General features: G+C 69.3%; 14 protein-coding genes and 3 pseudogenes. 10 read left to right on the top strand and 7 right to left on the bottom strand.

The window, feature by feature from the left end:
* The first annotated feature begins 376 nt into the window (after window positions 1-376).
* Window positions 377-583, top strand: a complete 207-nt coding sequence (locus ABZ818_RS34835) for a cold-shock protein (RefSeq protein WP_141367736.1) — start codon at window positions 377-379, stop codon at window positions 581-583.
* 228 nt (window positions 584-811) lie between these two features.
* Here ABZ818_RS34835 and ABZ818_RS34830 read toward each other — a convergent pair whose 3' ends face one another.
* On the bottom strand, window positions 812-1042 hold the full coding sequence (locus tag ABZ818_RS34830; protein ID WP_361423785.1) for a hypothetical protein: 231 nt from the start codon (window positions 1040-1042) through the stop codon (window positions 812-814).
* 55 nt (window positions 1043-1097) lie between these two features.
* Between ABZ818_RS34830 and ABZ818_RS34825 the strand changes: the two genes are divergently transcribed.
* Together ABZ818_RS34825 and ABZ818_RS34820 are read left to right on the top strand one after the other, a co-directional pair.
* Window positions 1098-2102 (top strand): inorganic phosphate transporter, encoded by a 1005-nt coding sequence (locus ABZ818_RS34825; protein WP_361423782.1) that lies wholly within the window; start codon window positions 1098-1100, stop codon window positions 2100-2102.
* Window positions 2103-2121: 19 nt separating this feature from the next.
* Complete coding sequence (locus ABZ818_RS34820; protein WP_361423779.1) at window positions 2122-2703, top strand: hypothetical protein; 582 nt, start codon at window positions 2122-2124, stop codon at window positions 2701-2703.
* Window positions 2704-2999: 296 nt separating this feature from the next.
* On the opposite strand, the pseudogene ABZ818_RS34815 reads toward ABZ818_RS34820, so the two are convergent.
* Window positions 3000-3367, bottom strand: a pseudogene (locus ABZ818_RS34815) (hypothetical protein).
* A 101-nt stretch (window positions 3368-3468) separates the two neighbouring features.
* Between ABZ818_RS34815 and sigJ the strand changes: the two are divergent.
* The gene (gene sigJ, locus ABZ818_RS34810) at window positions 3469-4389 is read left to right on the top strand and encodes an RNA polymerase sigma factor SigJ (RefSeq protein WP_361423776.1); all 921 of its coding nucleotides are present in this window, start codon (window positions 3469-3471) and stop codon (window positions 4387-4389) included.
* A gap of 31 nt (window positions 4390-4420) precedes the next feature.
* On the opposite strand, the gene ABZ818_RS34805 is transcribed toward sigJ, so the two are convergent.
* Window positions 4421-5176 (bottom strand): hypothetical protein, encoded by a 756-nt coding sequence (locus tag ABZ818_RS34805; RefSeq protein WP_361423773.1) that lies wholly within the window; start codon window positions 5174-5176, stop codon window positions 4421-4423.
* A 688-nt stretch (window positions 5177-5864) separates the two neighbouring features.
* Window positions 5865-6209 carry a hypothetical protein gene (locus ABZ818_RS34800; protein WP_361423770.1) on the bottom strand — a complete coding sequence of 115 codons (345 nt, stop codon included), beginning with the start codon at window positions 6207-6209 and terminating at the stop codon, window positions 5865-5867.
* 825 nt (window positions 6210-7034) lie between these two features.
* On the opposite strand from ABZ818_RS34800, the pseudogene ABZ818_RS34795 reads away from it, so the two are divergent.
* From ABZ818_RS34795 to ABZ818_RS34770, 6 genes and pseudogenes are all read left to right on the top strand, one after another.
* Window positions 7035-7328 (top strand): annotated as a pseudogene (locus tag ABZ818_RS34795) (urease subunit gamma); the annotation flags it as partial.
* Window positions 7329-7445: 117 nt separating this feature from the next.
* Complete coding sequence (ureB, locus tag ABZ818_RS34790; RefSeq protein WP_361423792.1) at window positions 7446-7778, top strand: urease subunit beta; 333 nt, start codon at window positions 7446-7448, stop codon at window positions 7776-7778.
* Window positions 7771-9609: an urease subunit alpha gene (locus tag ABZ818_RS34785; RefSeq protein ID WP_361423767.1), complete on the top strand. Its 1839-nt coding sequence runs from the start codon at window positions 7771-7773 to the stop codon at window positions 9607-9609. The genes ureB and ABZ818_RS34785 overlap by 8 nt, the downstream gene beginning before the upstream one ends.
* Window positions 9610-9740: 131 nt before the next feature.
* Window positions 9741-10415 (top strand): urease accessory UreF family protein, encoded by a 675-nt coding sequence (locus ABZ818_RS34780; protein WP_361423764.1) that lies wholly within the window; start codon window positions 9741-9743, stop codon window positions 10413-10415.
* Window positions 10416-10443: 28 nt separating this feature from the next.
* Window positions 10444-11139 carry an urease accessory protein UreG gene (gene ureG, locus ABZ818_RS34775; protein ID WP_361423761.1) on the top strand — a complete coding sequence of 232 codons (696 nt, stop codon included), beginning with the start codon at window positions 10444-10446 and terminating at the stop codon, window positions 11137-11139.
* A gap of 266 nt (window positions 11140-11405) precedes the next feature.
* Entirely contained in the window at window positions 11406-12047 is a 642-nt protein-coding gene (locus ABZ818_RS34770) for an urease accessory protein UreD (protein WP_361423758.1), read from the top strand.
* Window positions 12048-12250: 203 nt separating this feature from the next.
* On the opposite strand, the gene ABZ818_RS34765 is transcribed toward ABZ818_RS34770, so the two are convergent.
* From ABZ818_RS34765 to ABZ818_RS34755, 3 genes and pseudogenes are all read right to left on the bottom strand, one after another.
* Window positions 12251-12574: an AzlD domain-containing protein gene (locus tag ABZ818_RS34765; RefSeq protein ID WP_361423755.1), complete on the bottom strand. Its 324-nt coding sequence runs from the start codon at window positions 12572-12574 to the stop codon at window positions 12251-12253.
* A complete protein-coding gene (locus ABZ818_RS34760; RefSeq protein WP_361423752.1) occupies window positions 12567-13109 on the bottom strand; it encodes an AzlC family ABC transporter permease in 543 nt (180 codons plus the stop codon). Before ABZ818_RS34760 ends, ABZ818_RS34765 begins: the two co-directional genes overlap by 8 nt.
* Before the next feature lie 20 nt (window positions 13110-13129).
* Window positions 13130-13348: pseudogene (locus ABZ818_RS34755) on the bottom strand (ATP-binding cassette domain-containing protein); the annotation flags it as partial.
* Between the last annotated feature and the right edge of the window lie 7 nt (window positions 13349-13355).

Genomic DNA, 13355 nt, shown 5'->3' with positions numbered 1-13355 from the left:
CCCCGGTCAGCTACCTCGCCGGACTTCACTTACGCGGCGCGGTCATCTGGCTCCGCAGCCTCACATGAAGATCTCAACTCGGCACAGACCCTAGCCACCCGACTGGCCGAACATGCCCCACCCGGAGCGCCACGCCCCTGACGCCATACCCCAGGCTTGCCCCACCATCCGGCTCTCAGGTCAGTCGGCCCTGCGGTGCGTAGGCGGTTTGACCTGCCCTGGCGTACTCCCGGCGCTTGAGCCGCTCGTGCGCGTGTGTCCCGGCCGGGTAGACCAGGCAGCACGGGGTAGAACGGCTGGTGGCTCTTTTGTTACGGGAGCCGGAACATGCCCGTGATCAAGGGCTGTTCCCGGGCATGAACGAAGGAATAGCAGTATGGCCAGCGGCACCGTGAAGTGGTTCAACTCCGAAAAGGGTTATGGCTTCATCGCCCAGGACGACGGAGGCCCGGACGTCTTCGCCCACTACTCCGAGATCCAGGGCGGGGGCGGCTACCGTGAGCTGACGGAGGGCGAGCACGTCACCTTTGACATCGGCCAGGGCCAGAAGGGCCCGCAGGCACAAAACATTGTCCGGGGCTGACTGCTCACGATGATGGAAGGCGGGTTGCCGGAACAGGCAACCCGCCTCTTTTGTGCGGCGTGACTGCGCGACGACCAGGGTCTGGCCGCCCCGGACGTGCCAGCGCCACCGGGCAGGAGACCGGGAGACCAACCGGTGGATCAAGCGAGTTGGACGCTGGTGGACCGCGACGGGGACGCAGCAGACAGCCGAGGCCAGGGAGCGGAGCGCACTGAGGCGGACGCCGCCTCATCCGGGCGGGCCGGGCGCCGTCAGCGCGATCGAGGCAGGCGCCTTGGCGACGGGCACGGTGATGCTGACGTCCTCGGCCGGGCGATGCGTGAGGTCGCCGGTGCGCGAGCCGTCGAGCACGCCCTCGTAGGCGAACTCCAGCGCCGGCGTCCTGTCGGCCGGGTCCGCGGCCCGCACCTTCCGCCGGTTGCCACCGCTGCCCTGGGTCATGCCGCTTCCCCCGTTCATGAACGAAGTCCATTATGTTGTGGTACGCCACTTTCGGTGGACGGAGTCAGGCTCGATGGACGCGAATCTGGCTGCCCTGGTTGCTGTGGTGGTCATCGCCTTGGCGTTCGACTTCACCAACGGCTTCCACGATGCCGCGAACGCGATCGCGACATCGGTCTCCACCCGTGCGCTGACCCCGGCTGCCGCGCTGGCGCTCGCCGCGTGCATGAACTTCGCCGGTGCGGCGCTGGGCACAGGGGTGGCAAAGACGGTCGGGGCGGGCATCATCGCCACACCGACCAGCTCCCACGGTCTGAGCGTGGTGTTCGCCGCCCTGATCGGCGCCATCTGCTGGAACCTGATCACCTGGCGGCTGGGACTGCCCACCTCCTCCACACATGCTCTGATCGGCGGCTTGGTCGGCGCCGCGCTCGCTGCTGCCAGCGGCGTGCACTGGAGCGGGGTGGTGGACAAGGTCATCCTGCCGATGGTCATCTCGCCCGCGCTCGGGGTCGTGCTCGGCTACCTGGTACACACGGCGATCCTGTGGATCTTCCGGCGCGCACAGCCGGCGAAGGCAACGCACGGTTTCCGTATCGCGCAGTCCGTCTCGGCGGCCGGGATGGGCCTGGGGCACGGCCTGCAGGACGCGCAGAAGACGATGGGCGTGGTCGTTCTCGCGCTGGTCACCGCTGGGCAGCAGGCCACGTTCGACGTGCCGTGGTGGGTCATCGGGGCGGTCGCCGCCTCGATGGCCGCGGGAACGTACGCGGGCGGCTGGCGCATCATCCGCACGCTGGGACGGCGGATCGTGCACCTTGACCCGCCGCGCGGTTTCGCCGCCGAATCGGCCGCCGCGAGCGTGCTGTATGCGACGGCGTTCATCTGGCAGGCGCCGATCTCAACCACGCACACCATCACCTCCGCGATCCTCGGCGCCGGCGCCACCCGCCGGCTGTCCGCGGTGCACTGGGGCACGGCCCGCAACATCGCCACCGCCTGGCTGCTGACCATGCCCGGCGCCGGACTGGCCGCGGCCGCCACCTACGCGCTCGTCCACCTGGCACTGGGGACCTGACCGTAAAGAAGTGCATGCGATGAATGGCTTCGGAACACGTCCCGTCGTGCTCCAGCGGTACGCGCATCTGAGCCCGGCGGACGGGATGTGCCTCATGGAGTACGTCTCGCTTCTGGCCGGTACCGGCTTCACCGACCACCCGGCGTGCACCGATGACCTCCTGGCGGCCCTCGCCCGAATGGTCAACGACGCCGTGACCGATACCGGCCGCAGCCGGCTGATCCACCTCGCACCCCGGCTGGCACGCGGCGCACCGGATGCGGGAGTGCGCGACCGGGTCGTCTTCCACTGCTGGGATGCAGTCAGTGCCGCCGCGGCGCCCGGCAGCAGGGCCGAACGGCACGCGCGCCACCGACGCGACATGGCCCGCGCACGGCTTCAGGCGCGCCGACGGGAGGAGAGAGTGCTGGCGTGGCTACGCCTGCACGGCCCGGCACGCCGTGCCGCAGAAACCGCGGTGCGGGTGTTGTCAGCCCTGCCTCCCGCCGAAGCCGACCGGGCCCTCCTACAACTGCTGACGGTGTGCGCCACGCCGCTTCCCATGGTGGCCCGGACGTGCGTCAGGCCGATGACGGCACCCCAGCGGCGACCATCGGCCTGACCTCGACAGCCCCGGGCCTCACGGCAGTTCCCGTCATTGCGTTCCCTCGCGACCCCAGGCTCAGAAACAACCTCGAGCGTCTTCAAGTGATCGTCACCGCGACCCGTAGCGGACATGCTCAGTCGCAGCGGGAACCGGGCCATTGCGCAGCCTCAGCCGCAGTCTCCGACACTCCGGCCACGGCGACGGGAGACACCGGCCATAAGCCCGACCACAGCAGGCCGGTGCGTTGCGCAGCCCGGCCCTGATTGCGCAGCAGGGCCGGCCCGCCCGCGCCCAGGGCCCCGTATCGGACCTCAGCGCCGGACCAGCGCCAGCACGCTCAGACCGAACATCAAGACCCCCAGGGGGAGATGGACCGACGGGACGTGCGCGATGCCGAGCACGACCTGGACCGAGGCGAGTACGAGGAAACCTGACGCGTGCCAGACAGGCCGGGGCGAACCGCCGCCCGGCTTCCACGCCAGCACCGCCGCGAGCACGTACAGCATCGACGCCCCGTACATCACACGGGCTCCGACACTGTGCAGCGTCTCTCGTAGGACGAGGTCAGCAGCAGTCCGGCGGAAACCGCCTGAAGGAAGATGGTCAGGGTCTGCAGGGCGATCGCGATCTGCAGGAACGAGGAGCTGCGCTGTGCGTTCGCCGTCACCTCGGTGGCCATGTCACAGTCTCCTTTTCCGCCCTCGGGCAGTAGATCTATAAGCTCTCACCAGCCCGACGACGCGGGCCTGCGAAAGGTAAGGCGAGGGGGCGGCCGGAAGCATGGGGACTGTCGGGACCAGCACAGATGAGATAGCCGGCGAGCGACGCCAACTGATCAATGTCGCTTACCGGTTGCTCGGTTCGGTGACCGAGGCCGAGGACGCCGTACAGGATGCCTACGCACGCTGGTACAGACTGCCACGAAGCCGGCAGGAAGAGATCCTGTCCCCCGGCGCCTGGCTGACGACGGTGACCAGCCGCATCTGCCTGGACGTGCTCGGCTCGGCGCGGGCCCGCCGTGAACGCTACGTCGGCGCGTGGCTGCCCGAGCCGCTGCCCGACCGCACCGAGTGGGAACACGCGGGCGGCGCCGACCCCACCGGCCCTGCAGACCCCGCCGACCAGATCGTCCTGGATGAGTCAGTGGCCATGGCCTTCCTCGTCGTCCTGGAGTCGATGACGCCCGCCGAGCGGGTGGCGTTCGTCCTGCACGACGTCTTCCGGTACCCGTTCGCCGAGATCGCCAACGTTCTCGGCCGGACCCCTGCGGCCTGCAAGCAGCTGGCGGCCTCCGCCCGGCGGCGTGTGAGCGTCGCGCGCGCTCCGGTGACGGCGACCGGCCAGGCCGACGTGGTGAGGCACGTCAAAGAGGCATGGGAGACCAAGGACATTGCAGCCCTCGTCGGTCTCCTCAACCCGGCCGCCGTGATGACCGCCGACGGCGGCGGCATGGTCGGCACCGTCCTGCGTCCGGTCGAGGGCGGCGTGCGCATCGCCCAGTACATGGTCGCCATTGCCGATAAGGCTCCAGGGCTCGAGCTCCTGGAGCGGTCGGTCAACGGTATGCCGGGCCTGGTCGCCCAGCGTGCCGGCGTCGTCATGACCGTGGCCTCGTTCGACGTCTCCGACGGGCGCGTCACCCGGATCTGGGCGGTCCGCAACCCGGAGAAGCTGCGGCCGTGGACGCCGGAGGACTTTTGAAGCCATCGCCTGGAAGGAAGAGATCAGCTTCTCAGCTCCAACGAGCAGCGAGCTGTCCGACGACGGAGAAGCGCCTTTCGCACTGCGGGCAGGTCGCCTCGCCGAAGGCATAGGTCAAAGCGTGCGCCACATCCTCGTGGCCGTCCGCCAAGGCCAGCTCGTGCAGGCGGCGGGCGAGGCCGTCGAAGGTGCCGGGATCGGCCGGATGCAGAGGAAGGGTTTCGGCATTGTCGGAGAGGGCGTAATCCTCCGGTGCGCTGAAGAAGCCCCGCTCACCCATGATCACCCATAGCGCCGTGCAGCCGTCTGGATCGGGGCACTCAAGCTCGTACTCCTCGTTGACGATGCCCCAGATCAGTTCCTCGGCCCAATGGATGTCGCCCTCCAGGTTCAGAACCGTCTCCAGCAGGTGGCAGTAGCCGTTCCGATCATCAGTGGCCTGCCGCCATCGGTTCGCAGCGGCCAGCAGCCGTGCGACTTCGGGCGCGTGCTGGTCCCGCAGTGTCCGGGTCTCGTACCGCTGGTCGGCCTGAACAAGGAGGGCACCGGCCAGATGGAGAGCCGCAGCCGCCGTGTCGGCGTCGTCGCCCTCGGCCATGTCCGTCAGCGCCGGCAGTACCAGCGGATGGGACACGTCAAGGGAACCGTTGTGATAGAGCTCCGTCCACAGGTCGCTCCACACCTGACCGTCCCGACCGGTGGCGGCACGCACCAGCAAATCGGGCAGGCGGCTGGAATCGGCATCATCTGCATGAGGAACCGGGGAACTACTCGTCATCTCCGACATCCAAGCAGACTCCACACGCCCCCGCTTCATACCCGTCACGACCCGAAACCCCGACCCAAATCCCCGTACTCCTGAAGATGGCCACTGGAGCGTCCGCTCAGGGCGGCCCCGAAGCCCTGTGGGACGCTGCCGAGAACCAGTTGGGCCGCCGGCGCGCCTGCGGGCCCTGCCGGTGCTGGAAGAGTTCACCGTCCACGTCGCCCACGGAGGCGAGACGATCCGCTGGTAGAGCCCCAAGTCCGGGTCCGCTCGTCCACTCCATGTGGATGGGCTCGGTGCGTGGAACATCGACAACCGCAACCGGTCCGCGCACATCGGGCTGGGGCTGCTGCCATCCTCCCGCGGCGGGGAAAGCGGGTGCCAGAGCCCGGAGGACAGGACCGGGCGAGCAATTGGATCTTGTGCGTTCTTGCACCCCGGCGTTGAACCGCAGACCCTCGGCCGTGCGTGGAAACAGCGGGTCAGCCTGCGGCGCACAGATGCAGCCCGACGGTGACGGCCAGGGTGGCCAGGGGTGCGGCAGCGCGGGACTGGGCACGCGGCCGAATGCTGTCGCCCGCTACCCGCTAGTCGTCACCAGTGGGCAACGGGCGGACTGCGCATAGCTCCAGGCGGCACCGGAGAGAATGGGTCCGGAAATTCCCTGGCCGACCACGGCCTTGATCAGCGACCACAGGCCAGGGCTGCCTCACTCCTCACCGCCGCCATCACTCCCTTCTGCTGCCGGTTCAGTCTCCGGCGCGACCTCTTCGCCGCTGGGCGTTTCGGTACCGGCCTCCGCTTCCTCGGCTGCCGGTTCAGTCTCCGGCGCAACCTCCTCGCCGCTGGGCGCTTCGGTACCGGCCTCCGCTTCCTCGGCTGCCGGTTCAGTCTCCGGCGCAACCTCCTCGCCGTTGGGCGCTTCGGTACCGGCCTCCGCTTCCTCGGCGGCAGATCCGGCCTCCGGCGCGACCTCCTCGCCACTTGGTGCCTCAGGCTCAGTGGCATCAGTGGCTTCTTGGGCTACAGGACGTTCCTGTTCAGGATCGCTCATGGGTTCATCTCCCGTGCCTTGGCATAGTTGGCGAGATGAGCGGTTTCCCGCAAAGACTGATCGAACGAACTCCCTATATATGGAATCTATATCGTTCTGTCACCGTTTGGGGAGACCTTACGGAGACACTGAACGCGGGCGCGTCGGGTACCGGTCGAGGGCGACGGGAGGGTGCATGAGCAACTCGTCACCGGCACGGCCCGGGGCAGACGGCTGCGGCCTGTGGGCGACGCGGGCAAGGGATGCGTCGAGACGAGAGCCAGCACGTTCGACGTCCGTACCGGTTCGGCGAGTCGGCCACAGTGGGGGGAAGCTGTCCGGGGATTGCTGTTCATTCGTCGGCCGGTATCCGCGCCTGACCTGATCGCCCTTCTGCGGCAGCACATTCGGTGCGCGGCCCTGGCGGTCCCTCGGTCAGCGATCAGCAGGACGTAGGACAGGACGGCAGCGGGCCGGTCACACCGCCGGCCCGTGCGGCACGAAACTACGAGCAATGGCTCGTGCATGCGGTGGACATGGCCGTCGCCCCACCCTCGCTTGCCACTGCGGGAAAGGTCATCTCGCCGCGCCGGCCGCCGGCCCAGCCCGGCTCGTTCGGCCGGAGCCCCAGGGGCGCGCTAGGGGCGCTCGCCGGGGTGCAGGGGGCATCGTCGCTTTGCGGGGGTGTGCGTCGGTTTCACCTCATTGAGGGCTGGGGGCGTGTCTTCCCCGTGTCCGTTTCTCGTCGAGGTCAATGATCATGTTGCGGCATACGGCCGACCGTTCCCGTGGTCCTCGTGAGCCTCGCCGCACTGGGTCAATGCGACGAGCAGGAAAGGGGACGGTATGCACCTGACTCCGCACGAGCAGGAACGGCTGCTGATCCATGTGGCAGCGGACGTCGCCCAGAGGCGCCGTGAGCGCGGGCTGCTGCTGAATTATCCCGAGGTCATGGCGCTGTTGTCGGCGCACGTGTACGAGGAGGCGCGGGCCGGCGCCACCGTCGACTCCGTCATGGAGTCGGGGCGGCACGTGCTCAAGCGCAGCGAGGTCATGGATGGCGTTCCGGAGATGATCGACAACGTCCAGGTGGAGGCGACTTTCCCGGACGGCACGAAGCTGGTCACGATCCACGATCCGTTTGACGAGCCGGACGAGGAAGTGGCCGTTCATCCGGGGAAGTTCGAGTTCGTCGCTGAGCCGGAGCCGCATCCGGAGGAGAAGTGCGAGGAGCACGGCGAGGCGCCGGTGGACACGATGCCGGTCGGTCAGCCCCATCTGGTGAGGTTCAACGAAGGTGATCCGGTCACGCGGCTGTTCGTGAGCAATGAGTCGGACCGGCCGGTCCAGGTCGGCTCGCACTTCCACTTCGCCGAGGCGAACGACGGATACGTATCCGGTGACGAAGCCGTACCCGGGCTGGTCTTCGACCGCGAGAAGGCGCACGGGAAGCGGCTGAACATTCCGTCGGGTACGTCGGAGCGGTTTGAGCCGGGCGACCAGCGGTGCGTGGAACTCGTCCCGATCAGGGGTGAGCGCCGGGTGAAGGGCCTGCAGATCAAGAGTGGGAACGGAGAGCTCGATGGCTGAGCCACTGACGCGTGCCAAGTACGCCGATCTGTACGGCCCGACCGTGGACGACCGGGTTCGACTCGCCGACACCGATCTCGTCATCCGCATCGAGGCGGACTGGGCGGGCGGGCCTGACCGCAGCGGCAACGAGATGATCTTCGGGGGCGGCAAGGTGATCCGCGAGTCGATGGGGCAGTCGCACTACGCGCGCGACAGCGACCACGCTCCCGTGGACACCGTGATCACCGGTGCGCTGATCGTCGACCACTGGGGCATCGTGAAGGCTGACGTGGGGCTGCGTGACGGCGAAGTCGCCGCGATCGGCAAGGCGTACAACCCCGAGACCATGGACCCCGAGACGTTCGACGGCTGCCCTGTGTTCGAGGACGTGCGGCCCTCGAACTTCGTCGTCGGCCCGGAGACGGAGGTCATCTCAGGCAATGGGCGGATCCTCACTGCGGGCGGCGTCGACACACACGTGCACTTCCTGTGCCCCGAGCAGATCCACGAGGCGCTCGCGGCCGGCGTGACCACCCTGATCGGCGGCGGCACCGGGCCCGCCGAGGGCAGTACAGCCACCACGGTGACGCCCGGCACCTGGCACATCCACCGGATGTTCGAGGCGCTGGACCAGTTCCCGGTCAACGTCGGGCTGCTCGGCAAGGGCAGCACCATCAACAAGGATGCGCTGACGAACCAGGTCCGGGCCGGCGTTCTCGGCTTCAAGATTCACGAGGACTGGGGCGCGACGCCCGCCGTGATCGACGCGGCCCTCGCCGTGTGCGACGACACCGGTGTCCAGATCGCTCTGCACGCCGACTCGCTGAACGAAGCCGGCTTCGTGCAGAACACCCTCGCAGCGACCCTGGACCCCACCACGTCCCGCAGCAAGAAAGGTCAGAGGTACCGCAGCCTCCACGTCTTCCACGTCGAAGGCGCCGGCGGCGGCCACGCACCCGACATGATCAGCCTGGTCGGCCACTCGAACGTGCTGCCCGCCTCGACGAACCCGACCCGGCCCCTGACGGTCAACACCGTCAAGGAACACGTCGACATGATGATCGTCTGCCACCATCTGAACCCGGAGGTCGAGGCGGACATGGCGTTCGCCGACTCCCGCATCCGCCCGTCGACGATGGCCGCCGAAGACCTGCTGCACGACATGGGCGCCATCTCCATGATGTCCTCCGACGCGCAGGCCATGGGCCGCATCGGCGAGATGATCATGCGGACGTGGCAGACCGCGCACGTGATGAAGACCCGGTACGGGCACCTCGACGAGGACACCGCCCAGGCGGACAACTTCCGCGTGAGGCGGTACGTCGCGAAGTACACCATCAACCCGGCCATCACCCACGGCATCGCCGGCCGCGTCGGTTCCGTGGAGCAGGGCAAGCTCGCGGACCTGGTCCTGTGGGAGCCCAAGTTCTTCGGTGTGAAGCCGCACATGGTCATCAAGGGCGGCCAGATCGCGTACGCGCAGATCGGCGACGCCAATGCGTCGATCCCCACGCCGCAGCCGTTCCTGCCGCGCCCGGTGTGGGGCTCGTGCGGCCGCTCCACGAGGTCCAACTCCTTCAACTTCGTCCCCCAACTGGCCCTCGACGGCGACCTGGGCGGGCTGGGCCTGATCAAGCCGCCGGCCCGGATCGACAGCACCCGTGACGTGACCAAGGCCGACATGAAACTCAACAGCGGGCTCCCAGAGATCAAGATCGACCCCGATACCTTCGACGTCAACATCGGCGGCGCCGTCACCACCGACGTGCGGACCAAGGTGGACGGACAAACAGTGAGCCGCACCTACGCGACGGAACTTCCCATGGCTCAGCGGTACTTCCTGTTCTGAAGCCCCCGGCGCCCACACCGACGGCCCCGTGCGGACGACGCCGGCCCGGGCTCCCCGGGGCCCCGGCCGGCGCTTCTGCTGGGCCGGCCTGAACCTGTACCCCTCTTCTGTTCCCGAAAGGCGGGCCATTCGTGAGCCGTGCAGCCCTGCTCATCCTGGCCGACGGCCGTTTTCCCGCCGGGGGGCATGCCCACTCCGGCGGTGTGGAGGCCGCGGTGTCCTCCGGCGGCGTGCACGACCCCGTGAGTCTGGAGGCGTTCTGCAGAGGGCGGCTGCACACAGTCGGGTTGACCGCCGCCGGACTCGCGGCCGCCGCGGCCACCGGCTACGACGCCCTGCTCCTGGACGAGGCAGCGGACGCCCGAACGCCCATGCCCGCTCTGCGTAAGGTCGCCCGACGACTCGGCCGGCAGTTGCTCCGCGCGGCCCGCGCCACCTGGCCCTCGGCCGACCTGGACCGGCTCGCCGACGCCCGGCCGCAGGGCGTGCACCAGCCCGTCGTCCTCGGGGTCACCGCCCGTGCTGCCGGGCTGAGCCCGCTGGATGCCGCACAGGCAGCCGCGTACGAGAGCGTCGGCGGCCCCGCGGCCGCCGCCGTACGGCTGCTCAGCCTCGACCCCTTCGACACGACCGCGCTGCTGGCACGCCTGGCTCCCGAACTCGACGACGTGGCCGAGGCCGCCGCAGCCGCCACGACCCGGGTCGCCGAGGAGGGCGTCGACGCCCTCCCGGCCGCGTCCGCGCCGTTGCTGGACCTCATCGGCGAACAGCACTCCACCTGGACCGTCCGGCTCTTCGCCTCCTGAACCACCCTTTCACCGACAGGGAGTTGACATGCACCTCGACCAGCCCGTGACCATGCCGCACCGCCACACCCACAGCGCCGAGCCACTGCGGTCTGACGGCAGCCGCCGCGCGCTGCGCATCGGCCTCGGCGGCCCCGTGGGCTCCGGAAAGACCGCGACCGTGGCCGCACTGTGCCGGGCCCTGCGGGACCAACTGTCCATCGCCGTGGTCACCAACGACATCTACACCCGCGAGGACGCCGAGTTCCTGCGCCGCGCAGCCGTGCTCCCGCCCGAGCGGATCGCCGCCGTCGAGACCGGCGCCTGCCCGCACACCGCGATCCGCGATGACATCTCCGCCAACCTCGAAGCCGTCGAGGACCTGGAGGCCACCGTCGGGCCACTGGACCTGATCCTCGTCGAATCGGGCGGCGACAACCTCACCGCGACCTTCTCCCGGGGCCTCGTCGACACACAGATCTTCGTCATCGACGTGGCCGGCGGCGACGACATCCCCCGCAAGGGCGGACCCGGCATCACCACGGCCGACCTCCTCGTCGTCAACAAAACCGACCTCGCGCCGTACGTGAACGCCGACCTCGACACCATGGCCGCCGACGCGCAGCGCCAGCGCGGGGACCTGCCCGTCGCCTTCACCAGCCTCACCCAGGCCGACGGGATCCGCCCGGTCGCCGACTGGGTAACCGGGTGCCTGACCACCTGGCGGGCCGGGGCCGCCACGTGACCCCCGCGACCAGTCCCGCACCAACGCGCTCGGCGGCCCCCATCCACCCACCCGCACGTACCGCAGCGGTGCCAGCCGCCGGCGACGAAGGCAATCAAGCCGGCACGATCACTGCGACCGGCAACGGCGTCCGCGCCACCGCCCGGATCCGCGCCGAACACAACGGCCGCACCACCACACTCCCGCTCCTGCACAGCGATGGGCCCTTCCACCTACGGCGACTACGGCCATCCGGCAGACAGGCACGGGTGAGCGTGATCGGGGCGATGAGCGCACCGCTGGGCGGCGACCGACTGGCGCTCGACATCACCGCACGCCCGCAGGCCGAACTGGAGGTGACCACGGCTGCAGCCACTATCGCCCTGCGCGGCTCCACCACAGACCCGGCCGGCTACGACGTACAGCTCACGGCGGACGAGTACGCATCCTTGAACTGGCTGCCCCAGCCGCTGATCAGCACCCGCGGCAGCACCCTGCACCAGACATACACCGTCAGCCTCGCCGCTTCCTCCCGGCTGCTGCTCCGCGAAGAGCAACTGCTCGGCCGTACCGCGGAGCCACCCGGACACCTCACCACCCGCCTCACCGTGCGCCGCGCCCACCGGCTCATCCTCGACCAGCACACCACCTACGGAACCCCCGCATCCGCCTGGGACGGCCCCGCCGTCCTGAGCCGCCACCGGGCCTGCGGCCAACTCCTCGTCGTGACACCGGACCCCCATCCCATCGAGGAGCCACTCCACCTGGGCGGCAATCCTGCGGACGGCTACGCCGTACTGGCCCCACTCGCCGACAGCGGCGCCCTGCTCACGACCGCCGTTGCACCCACCCCGGCCTGCCTGCGCCTCCTCCTCGACACTGCGCTCGCACACACACGACGAAGAGAGTGGAAGTCGTCATCGACCTGAAGCCCTGCCAGTGCGGCACATTCGGCGGGCGGCCCGGGTGGTCTCCCCCGCTTTGCGATCAGCAGAACTGGCGGCACGTCCCGTTCTCCGTGGTGGAGTTGGACGGCGGCACGCTGGTCGGCACCGCGGTGCAATTGGGTCTTGTGCGTTCTTGCGTCCCGGCGTTGAGCCGCAGACCCTCGGCCGTGCGTGGGAGCAGCGGGTCAGCCGGCGAAGAGGCTGCTGGCCAGGGCTACGCTGACGACGGTGCCGCCGAGGATGCTCAGCAGGGCGTTGCGGCGCCACAGATGCAGCCCGACGGTGACGGCCAGGGCGGCCAGGGCGGCGCGGGACTGGGTCAGTGGAAGGTCGCGCAGGCAGTAGACGAAGAGGATCACCATGACACCGGCCGGCATGCGGGCGCCGAGGTACTGGACTGTCCTGCTGGCCCGCAGCGAGGCCAGGACGGCGAAGGGCAGGGCACGCAGAGCCCAGGTGACGGCAGCCGAGACTGCGACGGCAAGGAGCAGGTAACGGGTGTCAGGCACGGGGCGTCCCCTCGGTGATCCTCGCGCTCGGCCTCTTGCGGGTGGTGAGGTGCCGGGCCAGGAGAGCGGCGGTGAACAGCGTGAAGGCGGCCAGCAGCATCTGGCCGGGGAGGACCAGGCGGGCGGTCAGGGTGCTGAGCAGCGCGAGAACAGGGGTGGGCAGGTCGCCGCAACGTTCCCTGACGACGTCGAGGGCCAGGACGGCGAACAAGGCGGTCATCGCGAAGTCCAGGCCTGTGACGCTGTCGGGTACCACCGAGCCAAGCAGGGCGCCGGCGGTGGCGCCGCCGACCCAGTACAGCTGCATGAATACCTGCAGCCACACGATGCGCGCGCCGGACCAGGACCGGGCCTCTTCGCCGGTGGACAGGGCGTATGCCTCGTCGGTCAGGGCGAACGCGCTGTAGGTCCTGGCGAGACGCCCCCGCACACGGTGCAGGGGGAAGGACAGCGCGTAGAACACGTGCCGGACGTTGACCAGGAAGGCGGTCAGTGCGACCGTCGCCAGCGGCGTGGCCGCAAGGCTCAGGTTCACGGCCGGCGACCGGCCGGTTTCCGGCGCCGCCACGCCCACTCGGCTGCGCTTCTGGTGTCCCGCCCGCCCACCAGGATCCGGCCCGCGAAGTTCCGGTGCAGGCCAAGAACCGCACGCAGCAGCGTCGTCTTGCCCGACCCGTTGGTGCCGGTCAGCGCCACCCGCTGCCCCACCGCGACGTCGAGGTACACCTCACGCACCGCCTCGACCCGGCCGTGTCGGCACACGACGTCGGACATCCGGACG

This window comes from Streptomyces sp. NPDC047453, assembly GCF_040643155.1.
Taxonomy (GTDB): domain Bacteria; phylum Actinomycetota; class Actinomycetes; order Streptomycetales; family Streptomycetaceae; genus Streptomyces.
Note: the sequence above shows the minus strand (reverse complement) of the source record. Positions and strands in the feature narration are given on the sequence as shown.